The organism is Candidatus Omnitrophota bacterium (genome assembly GCA_028712255.1).
GTDB lineage: Bacteria > Omnitrophota > Gorgyraeia > Gygaellales > Profunditerraquicolaceae > UBA6249.
In genome coordinates, this window is record JAQTQJ010000001.1 from 156,942 (window position 1) to 180,038 (window position 23,097).

The window sequence follows — 23,097 nt, forward strand, 5'->3', positions numbered from 1 at the left end:
TGTGTTAAAATATAAAGAATTAATCTTTAGGGCAAGGTGACCTGCCTGCCACAGGCAGGAATTCCTTACCGGCGGTTCAGCCCGCGAGTCCGCCAAAGCTTCAGTGGCGGGCAGATCTGGTTAAATTCCAGAGCCGATGGTCCATATGGATGGACACCCGCGCAATACCATTTAGTGCGGGGTGTGTTTCTATATGGGTAAAGTCCAGATGGAAAAAGATTAAAATTACTACGCCCGAAGATTGTTTTTATTCGGGTTTTTGTTTTGAAAGGGGTTTTATGTTTAACAGTATTGCTGAAATTCTAAATGATTTAAAAACCGGGAAAATGGTGATCGTGGTTGATGATGAAGATCGCGAGAATGAAGGTGATTTAGTGATGGCTGCCTCAAGCGCCAAGCCGCTAGATATAAATTTTATGGCTAAATTCGGCCGTGGACTCATTTGTGTCCCTATGGAAGAAGAAAGGCTGCGATTCTTAGAGCTTGACCCAATGCTTAAGAATACTCTTGCAGCTAGCAAGGAGGACCCCTTTAAAACTGCTTGGATGATTTCTGTTGATGCGGCCTCTGATATAACCACGGGAATTTCGGCCGCAGATCGGTCTAAAACAATCGAAGTTTTGATTAATCCTAAGACTAAGCCGGAGGATTTGGTCCGTCCGGGACATGTTTTTCCTTTACGCTGCCGTTTGGGTGGGGTTTTGGTCAGGGCAGGGCATACCGAAGCAAGCCTGGATTTAATGCGCCTGGCTGGTTTATATCAAGCAGGAGTAATTTGTGAAATTATGAATGATGATGGCACGATGGCTCGCCTGCCGCAGCTCTTAGAATTTGCCAAAAGGCATAGTTTAAAGATTTGTACGATTGCTGGGCTTATCGAATATCGCCGCAGGAGAGAAAAGCTGGTTGAGGCAGTTGTCGAGACAAAATTGCCTACGAAGTTCGGTGAATTTAAGTTAACTATTTATCGTGATAAAACCAATGGCCAGACGCATATTGTTTTGTGCATGGGCCATGGCTTTGATGAATCCATTTTGGTGCGTGTCCATTCAGAATGTTTAACTGGAGATGTTTTTGGTTCTTTACGTTGTGACTGCGGACATCAACTTGAAAAAGCTTTTGCGCTTATTGGCCAGGAAAAAAAAGGTATAATTCTTTATATGAACCAGGAGGGACGGGGTATCGGATTAGTCGAGAAAATGCGCGCATATAATTTGCAGGATCAGGGAATGGATACGGTCCAAGCCAATGAGGCATTGGGCCATAAAGCTGATTTACGTGATTATGGTATCGGAGCTCAGATTCTGGTTGATCTAGGGGTTAAAAAGATAAGGTTGTTAACGAATAATCCACGTAAAATTGTAGGTTTAGAAGGTTATGGCCTGGAGGTTAGCGAGCGTATACCTTTAGAAATTGAACCTAATGCTCAAAATTATAAATATTTAAAAACAAAAAAAGAGAAACTAGGGCATCATCTAGATCTCTAACCGGGGAGGACGTAATATGGCAAAAGTGATTGAGGGTAAACTGATAGCCAAAGGACAAACCTTTGGTTTGGTGGCTTCACGTTTCAATGATTTTATGACTAAGGAATTGGTAAGTGGATGTATTGATACTTTGATCAGGCATGGGGCCGAAGATAAGGACATTACGGTGGCATGGGTTCCCGGAGCTTTTGAAGTTCCGTTGGTTGCCCAGAAAATGGCAAAAAGCAAATCATTCGACGCTTTAATTTGCTTAGGTACAGTTATCCGGGGAGCAACTCCGCATTTTGATTATATTGCTGCGGAAGTAGCAAAAGGTGTGGCTAAAGTTTCTTTGGATAATAGTATACCGGTAATTTTTGGCATAATTACCGCTGATAGTATTGAGCAGGCAGTAGAACGTGCAGGTTCCAAGGATGGCAATAAAGGAAGAGATGCGGCTATGAGCGCTATTGAAATGATTAATTTATCTGGACAATTACTGAGTCTCCGGTAAATAAACCTATGCGTAAACGAACTAAGTCACGTGAATATGTGTTACAAATGCTCTATCAGGTGGATATTACCCGGGGTAATTGGCAGGAAGTCTTGGAAAATTTCTGGCAGAGCAATGAAATAGGGGAGATTTCTGATGAGCTTAAAGATTTCTCTTCACAGCTGCTTGGCGGGGTAATTGGGCATATGCAGGAAATTGACAGAAAGATTAGTAAATACGCGGCGAATTGGCAGTTAGAGCGCATGGCATTTGTGGATCGTAATATTATGCGCCTGGGATGTTTTGAACTTTTGTACCGGGAGGATATTCCTCCAAAGGTTGCGATTAATGAGGCAGTGGAGCTGGCTAAAAAATATTCCGGTACCGAATCCGGCAAGTTTGTTAACGCTATATTGGATCAAATAAAAATTGAAAAAGAAAAATAAATCCCCACACCAATTGAAAGATAATTTGAGTTTTTCACCAATTGGTGTGAGGGTAAAATACGCTGATTTACATGTGCATAGTTTGGCCAGCGACGGCACATACAGCCCCGCCAAATTGGTAAAGGCCAGTATCTCTGCTAAGCTTTCTGCAATTGCTATAACTGACCATGATACATTAGAAGCAATACCTGAGCTTTTGGCAGAGGCAAAGGGCACTGATTTGGAAATAATTCCCGGGATCGAATTGACTGCTCAATATGAAGGGCGGGAGGTACATATGCTCGGGTATTTTCTAGATTACCAAAATACTGCCCTGCTTGAAAAATTAAAATTAATTCAAAAAAACCGGATCCAAAGGGTTCATAAAATTATAAAAAATTTAGGCGAATTAGGAGTTAAGCTTGATGCTGAAGTTGTTTTTGATATTTCTGGGAAAGCTACAGTAGGCAGGATGCATATTGCTAGAGCTCTTCTTAAGGAAGGTAGAGTAACTTCGATTCCGGAGGCTTTTCGTAAATATATCGGTGATAAATCGCCAGCTTATGTTTTAGGATTTGATCTTGGGGTGGCTGATGCAATAAAAATGATAAAAAATGCATCTGGTGTTTCTGTTTTAGCACACCCTTATTTATTGCGCAATGACGACTTAATTACTGAATTTATAAGCTATGGATTAGATGGTATAGAGGTTTATTATCCCGAACATTCACAGTCTATGATTAATTTTTATCTGGATCTGGCTAAAAAACTTAATCTTTTAGTTACCGGTGGTAGTGATTTTCATGGTAGCGCCAAACCCGATATAAAATTAGGAATGATTAAAATACCGTTTGAGCTGGTAGAAAAACTTCGCCATAAGAAATGATTAAAAAAACAGATGAATATTATATGGGGCTAGCGTTAAGGCTGGCGCTTAAGGCCAAAGGAAAGACTTCTCCAAATCCGCTGGTAGGCGCATTGGTGGTAAAAGCTGGCAAGATTATTGGCCGCGGTTTTCATGTTAAAGCCGGGCTTGCGCATGCGGAGACTATTGCTTTAGATGAAGCAGGAAGTAGGGCAAGGGGAGCAACTTTGTATGTTACGCTTGAGCCATGTACACATACTGGCCGTATTCCACCTTGTGTTGATCGCATAATTGGAAGCGGTATAGAAAAAGTAGTTGTTGGTATGATTGATCCTAATCCATTAAATAATGGCAGAGGCATCTCATTGCTTAAACAGAATAATATTAAAGTAAATGCAGGCCTGCTAGAGGATCAGTTGAAAAAGATAAATGAGAGTTTTATAAAATATATTACCAGGCGCCTTCCTTTTATTACAGTAAAAGTCGGACAATCTTTGGATGGGCGTATTGCAACGCGTACCGGTGATTCCAAATGGATTACTTCTGATAAATCGCGCAGTTTTGCGCATAAATTACGCGAAGATTATGATGCAATTATGGTGGGGGTAAATACCGTTTTACGGGATAATCCGCGCCTCAATACCTGGTTTTCCCAAAAAAAGTTAATTAAAGTAATTGTTGATAGCAATTTGAGCACTCCGGAAAATTCGAATATTTTTTCAGGGGATTCCCAGGTAATTATCATTACTTTGGCAAGCCGTCCGGGGCAGGAGACGGAGAACCGTAAAAATTTAGCGGCAAAAGCTAAAATTCTTGAAGTTAAGGAAAGATCCGGACAGATTAATTTACGTGACGCCCTTAAAAAACTGGCCCAATTGCAGATAAGTAATATTATTGTTGAAGGAGGAGGGACTTTGATCGGTTCGCTTTTTGATGAAAGGCTTGTGGATAAAGTTCTATTTTTTATCAGCCCTAAGATTATCGGTGGTAAGGATGCTGTTTCTTCGGTAATGGGCACCGGAGTCAAGCGTATAGGCCAGGCAATAAAATTACATGAAATAAAGATCAGGCGATTTGATGAAGAGTTTTTAATTGAGGCGAGGGTTACTCCATAATGTTTACCGGTATTGTTGAAGAATTGGGACGGATAAGGAAAATATCGCGCAAGGCAGGGGTAGCTCTTTTGGAAATTAATGCCAAAGAGACACTGATTGATACTAAGATTGGCGACAGCATCGCAGTGAATGGCGTATGTTTAACGGTTATTTCTATAGGAAATAATTTTTTTACCTTCGAAGTTATTGATAATACGATTAAAAGTACTAACCTGGGATTACTAAGAGTAGGCCAGGAAGTTAATCTCGAGCGTAGCCTTAAAATAGGGGATAGGATTTCTGGGCATTTTGTTAGTGGACATATTGATTGTTTGGGGTTAGTGCGCAAGAAAGGTTTGCGTAGTGGTAGCTTTGAATTTGAAATTTCTATTCCAACTGCTTTTATGCGCTATTGCCTGCCAAAAGGGTCAATATCCCTGGATGGGGTTAGTTTGACCTTAGCTAATATTGGTTCCAGTACTATTAAAGTTTGCATTATTCCCCATACCCTTAAAAATACAACTCTAAGTTTTAAAGGCTTTGCGGATAAATTGAACGTGGAGTTCGATATCCTCGCTAAAACTAGGTTAAACTAGGGGACGGTTCTATTTTTGTTTGCTTTTAAAAGAAAAAATAGAACCGTCCCCTAGTTTTCCTCGCGTAGACTTCTATTATTGCGTATACCCTAAATTTCTGATATACTTGTTTGTCTAAAGATAGTTAAAATTTTGTGAGAGTGTGATGGGGGCGTGCCCCGTTACATCTCCACAATTAAATATCCTGGGATGTAACGGGGCGTGGCTCAGTTTGGTAGAGCGTCCGCCATTAGAACGTTGGCGGACGAGCGCCAAAGATTCAGTGGCGCTCGCTTGCTTCAGAATAAATTTTGGGAAATTTATGTTTTTATAAGTATAACGGGGAGTGGCTCAGTTTGGTAGAGCGTTCGGTTCGGGACCGAAAGGTCAGCAGTTCAAGTCTGCTCTCCCCGACCAGTTTTAACGATTTAATTTTATGAAAAAACGGCTGCACCTTTTTTATTCAGGCAGGGTTCAGGGGGTGGGATTTCGTTATACCGTTCAGGATATAGCAGAGCAGCAAAAGGTGAGCGGATGGGTAAGAAATTTAGATGACAGCAGGGTAGAGGTTATTGTTGAAGCTGAGGAAGGCGTGCTCAACAATTTTCTACAACAAATAAGCCAGCATTTTTCTCGTTATATCCAAGACGTTTCTATGGAATGGCAGCCGGCAAGCGGCGAATTCCGCGATTTTAAAATTGTATTCTAGCCAAAAAAAACAGCCAAAATGTCCGTCCAGATCAAAAATAAAATCGAGAAATTAAAAGAAAGAATACGCACGCATGATTATCTTTATTATGTTATGAGCCAGCCGTCTATTTCCGATAAAGAATATGATGATTTAATGGTTCAGTTGACAGCCCTGGAAAATAAATATCCCCAATATCGCGCTACTGATTCTCCTAGCCAGCGAATAAGTTCAGGGATAAGCGAAGGTTTTAAGATGGTAAAACATAGCGTAGGTATGTTCTCTTTAGATAATACTTATTCTATTGATGAATTAAGGCTTTGGGATGAACGTGTACGTAAAGGATTGGGAAGTAATATTATTTATGAATATGTTGTGGAGCTTAAGTTTGATGGTGTTAGTGTAAACCTGAAATATGTTTCAGGAAAGCTAAAAGTAGGTGCAACCCGGGGTGACGGGCAGACAGGAGAAGATGTGACGGGCAATATAAAAACTATCCGTGCTATTCCTCTGGCGCTGTTGGGAAAAGAAAGATTAGATTTTATCGAGATCCGCGGTGAAGCCTATATCGAAAAAAAAGATTTTTTGAAAATTAATGATGAACGTATGAGAGCTGGCGACGTTTTATTCGCTAATCCGCGCAATGCTACAAGCGGTTCCTTAAAATTATTGGATAGCAATCTTGTGGCCAAAAGGCGGCTTAATTTTTTTGCGCATTCCTTGGGGGCTTACCGTGGCCCAGAGATAAATAATCAATGGGATTTTTTGGCTAAGTTAAAATATTGGGGTGTACGCACCAATAAGCATTCTGCGCTTTGTCAGAATATTGATGAGGTAATTAATTTTTGTCAGAAGTGGCAGGATAAAAGGGATGAGCTTGAATATGAAATTGATGGGATTGTAGTGAAAATAAATAGTTTTTCGCAGCAGAAAAAGTTGGGTTTTACCGCCAAAAGCCCCCGCTGGGCAGTTGCTTATAAGTTTGCTGCCCGTCAAGCAACTACGGATCTTTTGGCGATCAAGATTAATGTGGGGCGTACCGGAGTAATTACTCCTACTGCCCGGCTTTTGCCCGTAGAGTGTTCGGGCGTAGTTATAAGCAATGCTACCTTACATAATTTTGATGAAATAAAGAGGCTGGGTTTAAGGGAGGGTGACCGTGTACTTATAGAGCGGGCAGGAGATGTGATTCCTAAGGTTGTTAAAGTGGTCGAGCAAAAAGGCAAGAAGGCTTATGATATTCCTCAAAGGTGCCCTGCCTGCGGAGAAAGGATAATCAAAGAGAAAGCAGAAGATGTGGCATATCGTTGTATTAATTCCGATTGTCCTGCGCAGCTTGAACGGGCACTTTTACATTTCGCCAGCCGCGATGCTTTGGATATTGAAGGTTTGGGTGAGGCGGTAATTAGCCAGTTAGTAAAATTGGGATTATTAAAAAGTTTAGCGGGTATCTATAAACTTAAGATTGGCGATTTGTTGAAACTAGATTTATTTAAAGAGAAGAAGGCCAATAATCTTTTAGCGGCAATTCAAAAAAGTAAGGTAGCGCCTTTGTCGCGCCTGATTTTTGCTTTAGGCATTCGTCATGTAGGCCAGAAAGCTGCTTATACGTTGGCAAGTAAGTTTTTCGATATGGATAAGCTTATGCAGGCAAAGCTTGAGGAATTCGATAAGATACCAGAGATAGGCCAAGTTATGGCAACATCCATTGCAGATTATTTTAACCTTAGCCAGACTAAAAAACTGATTCAGGAATTAAAAAATTCAGGGCAAAATATGCGCCAAGATGTTATCAAAGTTAAAGCCAATAAACTAACCGGTAAAACAGTGGTCTTTACAGGGGAACTTGAAGGATTTTCGCGTAATCAGGCAGAAGAGTTGGTGCGCCAGTCCGGAGGAATGTCATCTTCTAGCGTGAGCAATAAAACCGATTTTTTAGTGGTAGGAACAAGCGCAGGTTCAAAATTTGATAAAGCCAAGGAATTAAGGATTAAGATTATTACTGAGCGTGAGTTCGAGGAGATGGTCAAATGAAAATAAAGAAAATACTCTGTATTTTATCATGTAGCTTTTTATTGTTGAACCTAGTGGGTTGTGAATCATTTGTGCGTAAATTTACCCGGAAGTCCAAGAAATCAGACCAGGCGGTAGAGATGGTTCTTGTCCCCGAGGAATACAAGGGCTCAAATATGACTAAAGAGGAGCTCTATCGGCAGGATTTTCTTTATTGGAAATCATGGCAGGAGGAGTTAATTAATGCGTTTATCCAGAAGTCCAGTCTCAAGAAGAAAATAGACTGTATGCAGGAAGCATTGAAAAATCTCAGTAAGATGAAAATGCTACTGGTAGAAGATGCTCAGAAAAATCTAGAGGTCTATATTACAAAATCAAATGACCTTTTAAGCTATATACAAAGCGATGTTTATGGCATAGCAGACGATCGTAATTACCGAACAGCTCGGCTTCTAAAATCTAATATCGAACAAAAATTTGCTTATGCAAAAATAAGGAATTATTTAAAATGATTCTTGAAACCATCAATGTTGGCCCATTGGAAGTTAATTGTTATGTGCTGGCATGCCAGCAGGGGAAGGGGGCGATTATTATTGATCCCGGTGACCAGCTATCTAAGATAAATATGGTTTTAAAGAAACATAAATTAAAACCTATGGTGGTAATTAATACGCATGGCCATTATGACCATATTGGTTGCGATGATGAATTTGGGGCAGTTGTCTATGTGCATAAATTGGATCTACCGATGCTCCAGGATGCGAGTAAAAATCTATCCGCCAGTTATTCATCGGCTTATAGAGTTAAATCCGAGATTAAGACTTTGGAAGATAAAGAAATCATTAAATTAGATTGTTTGGAATTGGAAGTTATACATTTACCCGGGCATACACGGGGAGGTATTGGCCTGTTGATGAAAAAACCGCGTACTGATATTATATTTACCGGTGATACATTATTTAACCGCGGTATAGGCCGTTATGATCTAGAGGGGGGAAGCCGTAGCCAATTAGAGAAGGCAATAAAAGAAAGATTATTTGTTTTACCTTCTAAAACTTTAGTTTATCCTGGTCACGGCCCATCAACTACGATAGGCAAGGAAAAGGATGATAATTCATTCAGGGATTAAATGAAAGAGCTCATTGATTCATTTTTAGGTTATCTTTCGGTTGAGCGGGCCCTGGCCAAGAACACCATTATTGCTTATCGGCAGGATTTAAATATCTATCTGGATTTTATTATTAAACGTAAGATAGAGGCACTTTCTAAGGTGGCAAAAAATGATATTGTTGAATTTATGCTTTCTCAAAAAGATGGCGGAGTATCGCCTACTAGTATATCCCGTAGACTTGCAGCAATACGGATGTTCCACCGTTTCTTAAGCCGAGAGAGAGTTTTAAAGAGCGATCCGACTACTTTAATCGACTCTCCGAAATTATGGAAAAGGGTTCCGGATACCCTTTCTTTGAATGAGGTGGAAGCATTAATCAGTCAGCCTAATGTGCGCGACCATCAGGGGGTAAGGGACAAGGCAATTTTAGAGACCCTTTATGCTACAGGAATGCGAGTCTCCGAATCCTGCGACCTTAAAACTAACAATGTAAATTTAGATATTGGTTTTTTACGCTGTATTGGAAAAGGCAATAAGGAACGGATTATTCCGCTGGGTAAGAAGGCTATTCATAGCATTAACAGATACTTAGAGTTTAGCCGGCCGTATTTTTTAAAACAGAAAACTTCAGATTACTTATTTATCAGTCGTTCTGGGAGTAAATTATCCCGGCAGTCTATTTGGAAACTGATTAAGCGGTATTCTAAAGAGGCCAAAATTAAAAAAGTGATAAAGGTGCATACATTAAGGCATTCCTTTGCTACGCATCTGTTAGAAAGAGGAGCGGATTTACGTTCGGTGCAGGAAATGCTGGGGCATTCAAATATTTCTACAACACAAATTTACACCCATATTGATAAAGAGCGGCTGAAATCCATTCACAAGATGTTTCATCCGCGCCCATAAAAGATGAAAAGATACCTTGAAAAATTACCTGCAGAATTAAAAGAAATTATTAACCTGGCTACTCAGGTTTCCAAAGAGACCAATATGCCGGCTTATTTAGTGGGTGGGTTTTTACGGGATTTAATTTTGGGAGTCCCTAATTTTGATATAGATATTACCGTTGAAGGCAGCGGAATTGTTTTTGCCCGGAAGCTGGCTAAGAAATTAAAATCGGATTTAAAAATTCATGAACGTTTTGGGACTGCTACTCTAACATTGTGTAATTGCCTAAAGGTGGATATTGCTACTACCCGCCTTGAAAAATATCCGACTTCTGCTTGTCTTCCGGTGGTAAGCCCGGGATCTGTGGAAGAAGATCTCATGCGCAGAGATTTTACTATTAACGCTATGGCTGTTAGCCTGGTTGGAGCAGATCAGCAGAAACTAATTGATCCTTTTGGCGGTAAAGATGATCTGGTAGCCGGCAAAATTCGTATTTTGCATGATTTAAGTTTTAAAGATGATCCTACGCGCATATTAAGAGCCATACGCTTCCAGCAGCGATTTGATTTTATAATTGAACCTAAAACCCTTGCTTTATTAAAGGATGCCATTGCCCGCGGTTTATTGAATAAAGTCCATGCGCATAGAATGCGCGATGAGTTGGTATTAATGCTTAAGGAAAAAGATCCTTCTGGGCAGATGAAGAGATTGAGCGATTTAGGCGGGCTATCTTTTTTAAGTGATAAATTAAAATTTATTAAATCAACCCATGATTTATTTAAATCGTTGGATAAAGTAATTTTCTGGTTTAATAAAAATTTTTCCTCCCGTAGGAAACTTGATACCTGGTTGATTTATTTTGCAGCGTTTTTGAAACCGCTTGGCTTAGCCCGGATCAAGATGGTTGTATCAAGGTTAGGGTTACGTAAAGGCGAAGAGAAGCGCCTCATTAATTATTACCAACAAAGCCGCAAGATTATACTTTCTTTAAGTAAAAGAGGGATCCGGCCTTCCCATATTTTCTCTTTGCTTGAACCACTAAGTTATGAAGAAATCATTTTACTGAGGAGTAGTTCACAAAACCGGTATCTTAGGAAATATATCAAGGATTTTCTTAAGATTTACAATGGAATGCACCCCTTTGTTTCAGGCCATGATTTGTATGGTTTGGGTATTTTACCCGGGCCAAAATACCAAAAGATATTTGCGCAAGTTTTAACGGCTAAGCTCGACGGAGAAGTTAAGAGCCGCCATCAGGAATTAACCTTAATTAAAAATTTAGTGAAGCATTAATAAAAAGAAACGGAGTAAAGGATATGGCTAGGCGTGAAAGAGTTGAGGAAGCGATCAAAAAAGAGGTGAGCACTATTATTCATGATGAACTTAAAGATCCCAGGGTCGGTTTTGTCACGATAACCCGTGTGGAGTTATCTAAGGATTTAAGAAATGCCAAGATTTTTTATAGCGTTTTAGGCAAAGAAGATTCTCGTAAAAAGACAAAAATTGCCTTGGATTCGGCTTTAGGTTATATCCGGAGTTTAGTCGCCCAGAGGATAAATATGCGTTTTGCTTGCGAACTTATGTTTAAGGAGGATCATTCAACCGAATATAGCGTGCACATTGAAGAGATATTAAATGAAATAAAGGAGATAGATGAGCCAAAATAAGATTTGCGAATGTTTAAAAAAATATAATAATTTTCTGATTACTGTGCACACCAGTCCTGAAGGTGATGCTTTGGGTTCTGAACTTGGATTCTATTATCTTATAAAGAAGATGGGCAAGAAGGGGGTAATCATAAATGAGGATAAGTTGCCGTACGGTTATGATTTTTTACCGGGCAATAAATTTATCCGCCTATTAAATAAAAGCTCTAAAAATACCGAGTTTGATTGTCTGGTGGTTTTAGATTGTGCGGACTTAAAACGTACCGGAGATGTCTATAGGCTTAATAAGGATAAGAAACCGGTATTGAATATTGACCATCATATCAGTAACCGTAATTTTGGCGATATTAATTGGGTTGATCCAAATGCCTCTTCCTGCTCTGAGATGATTTATAAGCTTTTTAAAACATTACGCCAGCCAATCGATTATGATGCTGCCCTGGTTTTGTATACAGGGATAATGACTGATACAGGGTCATTTCATTATTCCAATACTTCCAGTTTTACTTTTAAGGCTGCTTCTGAGCTTTTGAAAATTGGAATCAATCCTGCCTGGGTCTATCGTAATGCATATGAGAATATGCCAATTTCGGATATGAAATTATTAGTTAAGCTTTTACCGAGTATAAAATTTTATTGCCAAGGCAAGGTTGCAAGTTTTCGTATTAGCATGGAATTAATGAAGAATAAGAAGCCAGTAATTGATTTGGCGGATCAGCTTTTGAGTTTTGGCCGCGCAATTAAAGGGGTAGAGGTGGTAGCGTTATTTAAAGAAAACTCAAGCGATAAATTTGAGGTACGTGTTAATCTAAGAAGCCAGGGTAAGGTTGATGTGAACAAGATCGCCTCTTTTTTTGGAGGAGGGGGGCATAAGAGTGCCGCCGGTTGCACAGTCAATGGAAAAATTCAAGGAATAGAGAAAAAAGTTATCGCAAAGATCAAGGAATCATTAATTGATTATAAATGATTATAATCCGCGGAATAGACAGGATCAAAAAATACAAAAACGCTGTGGTTGCTCTCGGAGTTTTTGATGGCGTTCATCATGGGCACCGTAATATTTTACAGGGAATTGTTAAAATAGCACACAGGGTCAAAGGCAAAAGCATAGCCATAACCTTTTTTCCTCATCCGCAAGATAAAGAGAGCCTCTATTCTTTAGAGCATCGTTTGAGGTTGATTGAAGAATTAGGTGTTGATGTATGTATAGTAGTCAATTTTACGCGCAGTTTTGCTAATATCGAGGCAGACGATTTTATAGTTAAAATCCTGATTAAAAAAATAGGAGCAAGTTTTATTTGTGTAGGTAAAAACTTTCGTTTTGGCAGAGAAGCTATCGGTAATTATAGGCTGCTTAAGGAATACTCAAGAAAATATAATTTTAAACTTAAGCTTTTTAATGTTGTTAAATCAAAAGGCCTGCCTATCAGCAGTACAGTTATAAGGAAATTGATCAAGAGTTCAAAGATCAAAAAAGCTCAAGAGTTACTTGGCCGCAGGGTAAGTATTTTAGGGACAGTTATTAAAGGCACAAGGCTGGGCAGGTTATTGGGTTTTCCGACGGCTAACATTAATCCGTATCATGAGGTTATTCCCGCTACAGGTATCTATGTTGTGCAAATTATATTCCTTGCTAAAGCCTATGATGGTATTTGTTATATTGGCACCAGGCCCACAATTTCTGCTAAAAGTAAATCCATTCATGTAGAAGTACATATCTTTAATTTTCATAGGAATATTTATGGCTCTACCCTGGAAATCCAATTTATAAAAATGATCCGAGGTGATCAAAAATTTGATTCAATACGAAATTTAACTCTTCAGATTCAAAAAGACATAATTGCCTGCCGTAAGATTCTGCGTCATTCTTTTAAAACACCACAATAACTAGTTGATCGTAATTTATTAGTATACAATTTATTGTATTTACTAAGTTTAGGTAAATTTTTCCTTGACAAAAAGGAAGATTTTGTCTATACTTTGGCTATAAGTGGATAGAAGTGGAGTAAAGTGGAAGGAAGCAAATAATGTTTTACGGAGAATTCGAACATTCCATAGATCGTAAAGGCAGGTTGATATTGCCTGCTAAATTCCGCGAAGTTGCAAAAAGCCAATTCGTGGAAAAATTTTATGTTACCCGTGGTTTAGATAAATGCCTTTTTATGTTTTCAGAAGAAGAATGGCGTTCTCAAGAAAATAAATTTAAAGCTATGCCTTTTACTAAGCAACAGTCACGTACCTTTAACCGGCTGCTTTTTAGCGGAGCCGTTGAGGTAAGTTTTGATAAACAGGGCAGGATTCTACTGCCGCAATATTTAAAAGAATTTGCCGAGATTAAAAGAGATGTGATGATTGTGGGTGTCTCTAACCGTATTGAAATTTGGGCAAAGAATTACTGGCATGATTTTTATGCTAATAGCCGTCAGTCTTTTGAAGAGATTGCAGAAAAATTAATGGATGTATAAATGTTAGAAACAGGTTTGCATGTACCAGTAATGGTGCATGAAGTTATAGATTATTTAAAACTTGCTCCGGGACAAGTCATTGTTGATGCGACTATGGGTACTGGCGGGCACAGCTTAGAGATATTAAAAAAAATTACTCCAGGCGGAAGATTAATTGGAATAGACCGGGATGAAGATTCTCTGGCAATCTGCCGCCAGAGGTTAAGCGAGTTTAAGGATTCCTGCGAATTTGTGCATGCTAACTTTACGGATTTAGATCAGGCCTTAGATGGGCTCGGAATAAAAAATATCGACGGAATTGTTTTTGACCTAGGGATCTCTACTTACCAATTGAAAGATGCCCAAAGAGGATTTAGTTTTCAGGAGGAGGGGCCGTTAGATATGCGTTTAGATAAGAGCAGTTATATATCAGCATATGATTTGGTGAACAACCTTAATGAAGATGAACTTTCCCATCTGCTTTGGAATTTCGGCCAGGAACGTTGGCATAATCGTATTGCCCACTTGTTAATCGAGGAGCGTTCTCTTCATCCCATTGTTACCACTAAACAATTAGCTACCCTTGTGATGCGTGCAATCCCGCAAAGATACCGTAAGAGTTATTATCGCATACATCCGGCCACGCGGACTTTTCAAGCGATAAGGATTGCGGTAAACCGAGAATTAGAAATTTTAGAAAGTGCAATTAAGAAAGCCATTGCATTTTTAAATAAGCAAGCTAAAATATGTGTAATTTCGTTTCATTCTTTGGAAGATCGTGTGATTAAATATACATTCCGCGCGCTTAAATCCGAAGGTGTAATTGACATTATTACAGCTAAACCCTTAACTCCTACATTTGGCGAGATAGATAAAAATCCTTCTAGCCGTAGCAGTAAGTTAAGGGTCGCCCAAAGGATATAGCCTTATGAAACTTACCAAGTTTTTTTCCGCAGTTGTATTTGTTACTTCGTTTTCCGTGCTCTATGTTTATCAACAGAGCGAAATTTTCCGCCTGGCTTATTTAGGTCAAAAAAAACAGGCAGTCTTCACAGAATTACTGGATAAAAATACCGCATTAAGATATAATATAAACAAAAGTTCTTCTTTGGTAAATATTGGTAATCGTATTAGCCAGGTCTCTGATTTTCAGATGCCGGATAATTATCGTTTTGTTAAGTTTGTTTCTTCTAAGGAAGGTTTAAGGGTTGCGGATCAGAGTCAAAACAGGGAAGGCCTGCTGGCGCGGATTTTTAGTTTAAAGCGGGAAGCTCAAGCAAAAACAATTAACCCCTAATAAAAAACAAAGGGGACGGTTCTGTTTTTCTGTTGTCTAAGTAGGTTGAAAAACAGAACCGTCCCCTAGATTTCTATGTATATTAGCAATTATCGCCGAAGGAACGAGGCGGTATTTTTAGTTTTTTTTATTTTCCTTTTGTTTTGTGTAGGTCGCCTTCTTTTTATTCAGTTCTTCCGTTCAAATTACCTTACTTCAATAGCCAATAAACAACATAATGAGCTCGTAGAGTTAGAGCCGCGCCGCGGAGCAATTTATGACTGCAATCTCAAGATGCAGGCATTCAATATGTCCATGGATTCACTTTATGCTGTGCCAAATATTATTAAAGATAAAGAACTTGTTATGAATAATTTGGAACCGATATTGGGAGTAAGCCGTACTTACTTGAGTGACAGGCTTTACCGCAAGAAGTCTTTTATTTGGTTAGCGCGAAAGTTGCCCCCAGAAAAATCCGAGGCGATTAAAAAATTAAATATTAAAGGTTTGGGATTTTTGAAGGAAACCAAACGTATTTACCCGAATAGTTATTTGGGTAGCCATATCATTGGTTTTAGCGGGACGGATAATATTGGCCTTGAGGGCTTGGAGAGGGATTATAATAAATATTTGGCAGGGACAGCTGGTTGGGCAATTTTCTTACGCGATGCCAGGTTAAAAAAATTAGATCTCTGGGAAAAAATGGTTTTACCCGTCGATGGGCTGGATTTGGTCTTGACCACTGATGAGGTTATCCAGTATATTGCTGAGAGGGAATTGGATAAAGCTTTTAAAAGTTCTCGCGCAAAAAGCGCCAGTATCATCGTGATGGATCCACACACTGGAAGAATTCTAGCTATGGCAAACCGTCCCAGCTATGATTTGAATAATTATTCCCGTGCGAGTAAAGATTCTATGCGCAATCGGTCTATTTGTGATTTGTTTGAACCTGGTTCGGTTTTTAAAATTGTTACTGCATCTGCCGCACTTGAAGAAAAAAAGGCAACCGAGGAAGATACCTTCTTTTGTGAAAATGGGTTTTATAAAGTAGGCGGCCGCATATTACATGATCATATGCCTCATGGCACGCTTACTTTTAGGCAGGTAATTGAAGAGTCAAGCAATATTGGTACGGTTAAGATTGCTATTGCCTTGGGCGCCGTCACAGTGTACCGGTATTTAAAGGATTTTGGTTTTGGCTCAAAATTAGGCATTGATTTGTCAGGAGAAATTTCCGGGATGATTAAACCCGTACGATCTTGGTCAAAGACATCAATTACGGCTATACCTATCGGCCAAGAGGTAGGGGTGACAGCTTTGCAATTGGCTAGTGCAATTTCGGTAATTGCCAATGGCGGACAGCTTATGAAACCTTATATTGTTGATTCAGTGCGTAGTAGCCAAGGAGAAATAATTAAGCAAAATAAGCCGACCTTAATCCGCAAGGTTATTTCAGTAGATACTGCTATGCGTATAAAGAAAATTCTTACCGGAGTAATAGAGGAAGGTACCGGTAAATTAGCCAAGGTTTCCGGATTTAGCGCCGCTGGAAAAACCGGTACCGCTCAGAAGCTTGAACCAAACGGGAGCTATTCACATAGTAAATTTGTTGCATCTTTTATTGGTTTTGCTCCAGCTGAGGATCCTCTTTTAACGATTGTTGTTACGGTTGATGAACCGCAAGGGTCTTATTTTGGAGGGGTAGTGGCAGCTCCAGTGTTCCAAAAAGTAGCAGGTGATGCTATTCGTTATATAAAAGGCAATGAAATGCCTACTGAGGCTTTGGCACAATGAATCCCGCACCTTCTTTATTATTCAATCCATTAAACCATACGCCTGTAACAATAATTAAATTTATTGAAGGTGCGGGATGAAAATTGCCGATATCGAAATTAAAGGTATTACTTCTAATTCTAAGCAGGTAGGTAAGGATTTTGTTTTTGTGGCCATTAAGGGGAATCGTTTGGATGGTAACCGTTTTATAAAAGAGGCAATTGTAAGAGGGGCTAATATTATAGTTGTGCAAAAAAATGGACCCAAAATTAAGATTCCTAAAAGTGTCAAATTACTCTTGGTAGATGATTGCCGTAAATTTTTGGCTGAAGCTGCAAATAAGTTTTATGAATTTCCTTCGGGCAGGATTAAGGTTGCCGGAATTACCGGCACCAACGGTAAAACAACGATTTCTTATTTGATTGAGGCTATAGCAAAGGAATCCGATTTAGCTTGCGGAGTAATTGGTACGATTAATTACCGTTTCAAAAGTAAAATTATTACGGCTAAGAATACTACTCCGGGAGCTGTTGAATTGCAAGGCTTACTTGCAAAAATGCTTTCTAGAGGAATTAAATACTGCGCAATGGAGGTTTCATCTCATGCTTTGGATCAAGACAGGGTATCTGGGATTAATTTTAGCCATGCTATTTTTACCAATCTTACTCAGGACCATCTTGACTACCACAAAAATTTAGAAAATTATTTTCTGGCAAAAACAAGGCTTTTTAAAATCCTACCCGCTTCTAGTTTTGCAATAATCAATAATGACGATAGGTTTGGTCGGAGGATTAAGCGTTTAACGGATGCCAATATTCTGACCTATGGGATAGAAAATCCTTCGGATGTTATGGCGCGTGATATCGATTTTAGTATACATTCAACTAAATTTACCTTGGTTACCCCTAAAATAAAGTTGCGGATTAAAACAAACCTTGCAGGCCGGTATAATATTTATAATATTCTGGCAGCTGTTGCCTGGGGAATAAGTGAAAAAATAAATATTAAGGATATTAAAGCGGCAATTGAAAAATTCAAGAATGTTTGTGGCCGGCTTGAGAATGTTGCCTGTAAAAGAGGTTACAGTATTTTTGTAGATTATGCGCATACCCCGGATGCACTATTTAATGTTATTAGCGTTTTGAAACCGTTGGTTAAAGGGAGAATCATTGTAGTTTTTGGCTGTGGAGGAGACAGGGATAGATTTAAGCGCCCGAAAATGGGCAATGTGGCTACAAAGCTAGCAGATTATGTGATAATTACTAGCGATAATCCCCGCAGTGAAGATCCGGAAAAGATAACTAAAGATATCTGTGCAGGCATAGTTAAAGGCAATTACTGTCTGATTCTTGAACGTTCTGAAGCCATCCGGCGAGGTTTAGAGATGGCCAGAGAAAATGATTGTTTATTGATTGCCGGTAAGGGCCATGAAAATTACCAGATATTGAAAGATAAAGTTTTACATTTTAGCGACCAAGAGGTGATCCGGAAGTGTTTAAAGTCAGTGAAATAATTAAAGCCACAAATGGCTTGCTTATTCAGGGAAATCCAGAGGATAAGCTAGGAGCCATATCTACCGATTCAAGGAGATTAGCGTCAGCTGAGACGTTTTTGGCCTTGAAAGGCAGCAATTTTGATGGCCATAATTTTATTACTGAGGTTTTAAAATCAAAAGCTATTTGTTTAATTGTAGAAAAAAAACCTGCTTGTTTGATTCCTAAAGGGATAGTGGTTATTAAAGTGAAAGATACAACCTTAGCCTTAGCTGATATAGCGAGTTTTCAGAGAAAAAAAATTAATCCGACGGTTATTGCCGTTACCGGTTCTAATGGGAAGACTACAACCAAGGAGATGATTGCTCATGTTTTATCAGCTAACTCTCAGGTTTTAAAAAATGAAGGCACTAAGAACAATGCCATTGGCTTGCCACAAACGCTAATAAAGCTTAAAGATCAAGATAATTTTGCGGTTGTTGAGATAGGTACAAATCATTTTGGTGAGGTTGACTATCTGGCAAAAATAGCTCAGCCTAATATTGGTTTGATTACTAATATCGCTTCAAGCCATCTGGAGTTTTTAAAAGATCTAAACGGAGTTTTAAAAGAAAAATCAACCTTGTTGGATAATTTAAAAAAACCCGCAATTGCTGTAGTTTGTGCCGACGATAAATTACTCAAGCGTATTATTGTTCAAAAAAATAAAGGTAATCATATTTTTAGTTATGGTATTGATGAGAGGAGTGATTTTTGCGCAGGAGCAATCCGCCTCAAAGACACAAGAGTAGAATTTAAGGTTAATCGTAAATATGATTTTGTATTATCTACATTAGGATATTGTAATATTTATAATGCTTTAGGAGCAGTTGCAGTTGGTAGGCTTTTAGGGTTTAGCTATTCGGAAATCGCTAAAAGTTTATCGAATTTTAAATTTCCCAAAGGCAGGCTTAATCTTGTTGAATGCCGGGGATTTAAGTTTATTGATGATACATATAATTCCAATCCCTTTTCGTTTAAGGCAGCCATTGAGGCTTTAGGCGCGGTAAGTTGCAAAGGAAAAAAGATTCTGATTATGGGGGATATGTTAGAGTTAGGTAGGCAAAAAGAGTTATTGCATAGGCAAATGGCTTGGAGTATAACTAATACTTGTGATGTGTTGGTGACAGTAGGGGTTTTAGCCAAGATCACAGCCGATGCGGCCGCAGAGAAGGGATTTGATAAAAAAAATATATTCTGTTGTGACAATTCAGAAGAGGCTAGGGATTTATTATTTAAAAAAATATTACCGAGCAAAAATGATTTGATTTTAATAAAAGGTTCTCGTTCGATGAAAATGGAAGAGGTCTTAGAGATTTAATGCTTTACCACCTGCTTTATCCGCTCAGAGATTTTATTTTTGCCTTTAATTTATTCCGCTATATTACTTTTCGTGCCAGTATGGCTGCTTTAACTGCTTTTGCGCTTAGCCTGATTTTTGGCCCTTTTCTGATTAAAAAATTAAAATCCTTAAAAGTCGGAGAAAAGATAAATAAGGCTGATAGTTTAAAGTTAGATGATTTGCATAAACACAAGCAAAGCACGCCGACCATGGGGGGAATTCTTATACTTGCAACGGTCATAATTTCAACCTTTCTTTGGGCTGATATTTCTAATCATTGTATTTGGATTGTTTTGTTTAGTACCGTATGGCTTGGTTTAACCGGTTTTATGGATGATTACTTAAAACAGGTTAAGAAAAAGGCTGGAGGTTTATCTGCTAGTATAAAACTTACCAGCCAAATTGTTTTAGGCCTGATATTGGGAATAATTCTTATTATGGATATCCATCACAACGCTAGGCTTGATATCCCTTTTTTAAAAGGGATTAATTTAGATTTGGATGGATTGTATGTTTTGTTTGTGATATTGGTGATTGCCGGCTCATCTAATGCAGTAAATCTTACCGATGGCCTGGATGGGTTGGCTATTGGCATTGTGGTGATGGTGGCAATTGCATTTTCCATACTCTGCTATGTTTCCGGAAACATTAACTTAAGTAACTATCTTTTGATTCCTTATATTAAGGGAGGCGGAGAGTTGACTATTTTTTGCGCCAGTATTGTGGGAGCAGGTTTAGGCTTTTTGTGGTTTAACTGTTATCCTGCCACAATTTTTATGGGAGATGTTGGATCTTTAGCTTTAGGCGGGGCTATCGGAACGGTGGCATTACTGATTAAGAAAGAGATGCTGCTTATTATTGTGGGAGGTATATTTGTGGTGGAGGTGCTTTCAGTCATATTGCAAGTGGGAACTTATAAATTGACCAAAAAACGTATTTTTAAGATTGCTCCACTGCATCATCATTTTCAATTTTTAAATTGGCCTGAGAATAAAGTGATTGTCAGATTCTGGATTATTGCCGGTTTGCTTGCTCTTTTTACCCTAGTCACTTTAAAGATTAGATAATCTCTCCATGCGTAATAGTAATTATTTTAAAAATAAAAAAATAACCATTGTAGGCCTTGCTCGTTCAGGCCTTGCTTGTGCTAATTTATTATATAGAGCAGGGGCTTTTGTAGCTGTTACGGATATTAAGGATAACGTTCAGACTCAAGAGGCAAGTAGTAAATTTTGTTCAAAAGATATTTTAGTTGAGCTAGGCAAACACAGTCGGGATTTTATTAGGGATGCAGAGTTGGTTGTTGTTTCTCCGGGTGTGCCGGCTTTAGCCCTCCCGATTAAATGGGCCGTTGAATTCAATAAGCCGTTGATGAGCGAGATTGAGATAGCAAGTATCTTGTGCCCGGCAACTATTATTGCCGTGACTGGTTCCAATGGGAAAACAACAGTTGCTACTTTGATTGGGAAAATATTGGAGGCATCTGGAAGAAGAGTTTTTGTATGCGGGAATATCGGGAATCCTTTTTGTTCAGAAGTGGAGAATATGAGGGAAGAGGATTTTGTTGTCCTTGAAGTCAGCTCCTTTCAGCTTGAGACAATTAAAGATTTTAAACCAAAAATCGCTGTTATTCTTAATTTAACCCCGAATCACCTAGACCATTATAATAATATGCAAGAGTATTTGGATGCCAAAAAGCGTATTATTATGAATCAGGATAAAGATGATTTTCTAGTTTTAAATAGCCAGGATATTTTGCTTAAAAGTGTCGCAGAACATGCAAAATCGCAGGTTATCTTTTTCTCTGGCCAGGATGGGTTGAATCCGAATCAGAGTGCCGTCCTGACCGTAGGCAAAATTTTAGGTATTAATAAGGATCTCGTATTTGGAGTTTTTAATAAATTCAAAGGTATTGAGCATCGTATGGAAGAAGTACGCAATATCAACGGAATAAAATTCATTAATGACTCTAAGGCAACTACGGCGGATTCGGCGATCTGGGCAATCAAAAATATTTTTACCCCTATAATTCTTATTGCAGGCGGTAGGCATAAAGGGATTGATTATCGAGTTATTATTGAGCCGGCTAAAGATAAAGTAAAACAGGCAATTCTTATTGGTGAGGCCAAAGAAATAATAGCGCTTGATCTTGGAAGAGAGTTTCCGATTGAGTATGCTACTACATTAGAAGATGCTGTGTACAAAGCTTATGCTTTGGCTAAACCCGGATATTCTGTATTATTTTCGCCTATGTGTTCAAGTTTTGATATGTTCAAAGATTATGAAGACAGGGGTAGAATTTTTAAAAAAATCGTTTTAGATTTAAATGAGGATAAACTTACTTAATAAATGATCAGGAAAACACGCCTTAATTTACTTACCATATCAGTTATACTTATTTGTATTGGAATCGTAATGATCTATAGTTCATCAAGCATCTATGCCTGGGAACGATATGGAGATAGTTTTTATTTTCTAAAACGGCATTTATTTTTTTTACTGGCAGGTCTGTTATTGACTTTTTTGGCTATGCTTATTGATTATCGCGTATTCAGAAAACATGCCCGTCTTCTGCTTTGGGTTGCTCTTGGCCTGCTTGTTTTAGTGCTTATTCCTGGGATAGGTAGAGAAGTTTCTGGGGCTAGGCGCTGGTTTAGATTCAAATTTATCAGTTTTCAACCATCGGAATTTGCCAATCTTGCTCTCATCATCTATATTGCCGATTTTATTACTCGTAAAGGTGAAAAGATTAAATTATTATTAGAAGGTTTTATACCTCCAATATGCGTGCTGGGTGCAACAGCTTTGCTAATACTCCTACAGCCGGACCTGGGTACGGTTATTGCTTTAGGCAGTGTTGTTTTAATTATGCTTTTTGTCGCTGGAACCAGAGGCAGTTATATTTTAAGCCTATTACTTTGTAGCTTGCCAGTACTTTATGTTTTGGTTTTCCGGGTGGCATATCGCCGGGACAGAATCCTGGCTTTTTTAAACCCTTGGGCGGATGCCAAGGGAACCGGCTTTCAAACTATTCAATCACAGATTGCTATAGGTTCAGGAGGCTTATTTGGCAGAGGGCTGGGGCATTCACAGCAGAAACTTTTTTATCTTCCGGCTGCCCACACCGACTTTATTTTTTCGATTATCGGAGAGGAACTTGGATTAATTGGTACCTTGGGGATAATCGTATTGTTTCTAATCTTTATTCAGCAGGGGCTTAAAATTATTAAGAATGCTCAGGATAAATTCGGGTATTTTCTTGCGCTGGGTTTGATTTTAATAATTTCGCTTAAGGCGATTGTAAATATCGGTGTTTCTTGCGGAGTTTTTCCTACTAAAGGATTACCACTGCCGTTTATAAGCTATGGCGGCTCTTCGTTGATATTTGATATGGTTAGTTTGGGGATATTAATTAATATAGCACGTTGCGGAGAATATCCTTAAA

General features: G+C 38.8%; 24 protein-coding genes, 1 tRNA gene and 1 riboswitch. All 25 genes read left to right on the plus strand.

Features of this window, described 5'->3' with window-relative positions; all coding sequences use genetic code 11:
- Positions 1–18 precede the first annotated feature (18 nt).
- Positions 19–224: riboswitch (FMN riboswitch) on the plus strand.
- Between the two features lie 54 nt (positions 225–278).
- The gene (locus PHC29_00835; GenBank protein ID MDD5108046.1) at positions 279–1,487 is read left to right on the plus strand and encodes a bifunctional 3,4-dihydroxy-2-butanone-4-phosphate synthase/GTP cyclohydrolase II; all 1,209 of its coding nucleotides are present in this window, start codon (positions 279–281) and stop codon (positions 1,485–1,487) included.
- A gap of 16 nt (positions 1,488–1,503) precedes the next feature.
- Positions 1,504–1,980, plus strand: a complete 477-nt coding sequence (gene ribE / locus PHC29_00840) for a 6,7-dimethyl-8-ribityllumazine synthase (GenBank protein ID MDD5108047.1) — start codon at positions 1,504–1,506, stop codon at positions 1,978–1,980.
- Between the two features lie 8 nt (positions 1,981–1,988).
- Positions 1,989–2,405 (plus strand): transcription antitermination factor NusB, encoded by a 417-nt coding sequence (gene nusB, locus PHC29_00845; protein ID MDD5108048.1) that lies wholly within the window; start codon positions 1,989–1,991, stop codon positions 2,403–2,405.
- On the plus strand, positions 2,389–3,270 hold the full coding sequence (locus PHC29_00850; GenBank protein ID MDD5108049.1) for a PHP domain-containing protein: 882 nt from the start codon (positions 2,389–2,391) through the stop codon (positions 3,268–3,270). Before nusB ends, PHC29_00850 begins: the two co-directional genes overlap by 17 nt.
- Positions 3,267–4,364 carry a bifunctional diaminohydroxyphosphoribosylaminopyrimidine deaminase/5-amino-6-(5-phosphoribosylamino)uracil reductase RibD gene (gene ribD, locus PHC29_00855; GenBank protein MDD5108050.1) on the plus strand — a complete coding sequence of 366 codons (1,098 nt, stop codon included), beginning with the start codon at positions 3,267–3,269 and terminating at the stop codon, positions 4,362–4,364. The genes PHC29_00850 and ribD overlap by 4 nt, the downstream gene beginning before the upstream one ends.
- A complete protein-coding gene (locus PHC29_00860) occupies positions 4,364–4,939 on the plus strand; it encodes a riboflavin synthase (protein ID MDD5108051.1) in 576 nt (191 codons plus the stop codon). Before ribD ends, PHC29_00860 begins: the two co-directional genes overlap by 1 nt.
- A gap of 319 nt (positions 4,940–5,258) precedes the next feature.
- Positions 5,259–5,335, plus strand: a tRNA-Pro gene (locus PHC29_00865).
- Between the two features lie 19 nt (positions 5,336–5,354).
- Positions 5,355–5,627 (plus strand): acylphosphatase, encoded by a 273-nt coding sequence (locus PHC29_00870; GenBank protein ID MDD5108052.1) that lies wholly within the window; start codon positions 5,355–5,357, stop codon positions 5,625–5,627.
- A gap of 18 nt (positions 5,628–5,645) precedes the next feature.
- On the plus strand, positions 5,646–7,640 hold the full coding sequence (gene ligA, locus PHC29_00875; GenBank protein MDD5108053.1) for an NAD-dependent DNA ligase LigA: 1,995 nt from the start codon (positions 5,646–5,648) through the stop codon (positions 7,638–7,640).
- Positions 7,637–8,131, plus strand: coding sequence for a hypothetical protein (locus PHC29_00880; protein ID MDD5108054.1), 495 nt, complete (start codon positions 7,637–7,639; stop codon positions 8,129–8,131). The genes ligA and PHC29_00880 overlap by 4 nt, the downstream gene beginning before the upstream one ends.
- A complete protein-coding gene (locus PHC29_00885; GenBank protein MDD5108055.1) occupies positions 8,128–8,748 on the plus strand; it encodes an MBL fold metallo-hydrolase in 621 nt (206 codons plus the stop codon). The genes PHC29_00880 and PHC29_00885 overlap by 4 nt, the downstream gene beginning before the upstream one ends.
- Positions 8,749–9,636 carry a site-specific tyrosine recombinase XerD gene (gene xerD, locus PHC29_00890; GenBank protein ID MDD5108056.1) on the plus strand — a complete coding sequence of 296 codons (888 nt, stop codon included), beginning with the start codon at positions 8,749–8,751 and terminating at the stop codon, positions 9,634–9,636. It begins immediately after the preceding gene.
- A gap of 3 nt (positions 9,637–9,639) precedes the next feature.
- Positions 9,640–10,911 carry a CCA tRNA nucleotidyltransferase gene (locus PHC29_00895; protein MDD5108057.1) on the plus strand — a complete coding sequence of 424 codons (1,272 nt, stop codon included), beginning with the start codon at positions 9,640–9,642 and terminating at the stop codon, positions 10,909–10,911.
- Between the two features lie 23 nt (positions 10,912–10,934).
- Positions 10,935–11,285 (plus strand): 30S ribosome-binding factor RbfA, encoded by a 351-nt coding sequence (rbfA, locus tag PHC29_00900; protein ID MDD5108058.1) that lies wholly within the window; start codon positions 10,935–10,937, stop codon positions 11,283–11,285.
- Positions 11,272–12,252 carry a bifunctional oligoribonuclease/PAP phosphatase NrnA gene (locus PHC29_00905; protein ID MDD5108059.1) on the plus strand — a complete coding sequence of 327 codons (981 nt, stop codon included), beginning with the start codon at positions 11,272–11,274 and terminating at the stop codon, positions 12,250–12,252. Before rbfA ends, PHC29_00905 begins: the two co-directional genes overlap by 14 nt.
- Positions 12,249–13,172, plus strand: a complete 924-nt coding sequence (locus PHC29_00910; GenBank protein MDD5108060.1) for a bifunctional riboflavin kinase/FAD synthetase — start codon at positions 12,249–12,251, stop codon at positions 13,170–13,172. Before PHC29_00905 ends, PHC29_00910 begins: the two co-directional genes overlap by 4 nt.
- A gap of 140 nt (positions 13,173–13,312) precedes the next feature.
- Positions 13,313–13,750 (plus strand): division/cell wall cluster transcriptional repressor MraZ, encoded by a 438-nt coding sequence (mraZ, locus tag PHC29_00915; GenBank protein ID MDD5108061.1) that lies wholly within the window; start codon positions 13,313–13,315, stop codon positions 13,748–13,750.
- A complete protein-coding gene (rsmH, locus tag PHC29_00920; GenBank protein ID MDD5108062.1) occupies positions 13,751–14,653 on the plus strand; it encodes a 16S rRNA (cytosine(1402)-N(4))-methyltransferase RsmH in 903 nt (300 codons plus the stop codon). It begins immediately after the preceding gene.
- Positions 14,654–14,657: 4 nt separating this feature from the next.
- Positions 14,658–15,026, plus strand: coding sequence for a hypothetical protein (locus PHC29_00925; GenBank protein ID MDD5108063.1), 369 nt, complete (start codon positions 14,658–14,660; stop codon positions 15,024–15,026).
- Positions 15,027–15,101: 75 nt separating this feature from the next.
- Positions 15,102–16,799, plus strand: a complete 1,698-nt coding sequence (locus PHC29_00930; protein ID MDD5108064.1) for a penicillin-binding transpeptidase domain-containing protein — start codon at positions 15,102–15,104, stop codon at positions 16,797–16,799.
- Between the two features lie 76 nt (positions 16,800–16,875).
- Positions 16,876–18,291 (plus strand): UDP-N-acetylmuramoyl-L-alanyl-D-glutamate--2,6-diaminopimelate ligase, encoded by a 1,416-nt coding sequence (locus PHC29_00935; GenBank protein MDD5108065.1) that lies wholly within the window; start codon positions 16,876–16,878, stop codon positions 18,289–18,291.
- Positions 18,270–19,631 (plus strand): UDP-N-acetylmuramoyl-tripeptide--D-alanyl-D-alanine ligase, encoded by a 1,362-nt coding sequence (murF, locus tag PHC29_00940; GenBank protein ID MDD5108066.1) that lies wholly within the window; start codon positions 18,270–18,272, stop codon positions 19,629–19,631. The genes PHC29_00935 and murF overlap by 22 nt, the downstream gene beginning before the upstream one ends.
- Complete coding sequence (gene mraY / locus PHC29_00945) at positions 19,631–20,719, plus strand: phospho-N-acetylmuramoyl-pentapeptide-transferase (GenBank protein MDD5108067.1); 1,089 nt, start codon at positions 19,631–19,633, stop codon at positions 20,717–20,719. Before murF ends, mraY begins: the two co-directional genes overlap by 1 nt.
- A 7-nt stretch (positions 20,720–20,726) precedes the next feature.
- Positions 20,727–21,998, plus strand: coding sequence for a UDP-N-acetylmuramoyl-L-alanine--D-glutamate ligase (gene murD / locus PHC29_00950; GenBank protein MDD5108068.1), 1,272 nt, complete (start codon positions 20,727–20,729; stop codon positions 21,996–21,998).
- Positions 21,999–22,001: 3 nt separating this feature from the next.
- Entirely contained in the window at positions 22,002–23,096 is a 1,095-nt protein-coding gene (ftsW, locus tag PHC29_00955) for a putative lipid II flippase FtsW (GenBank protein ID MDD5108069.1), read from the plus strand.
- Position 23,097: the final 1 nt, after the last annotated feature.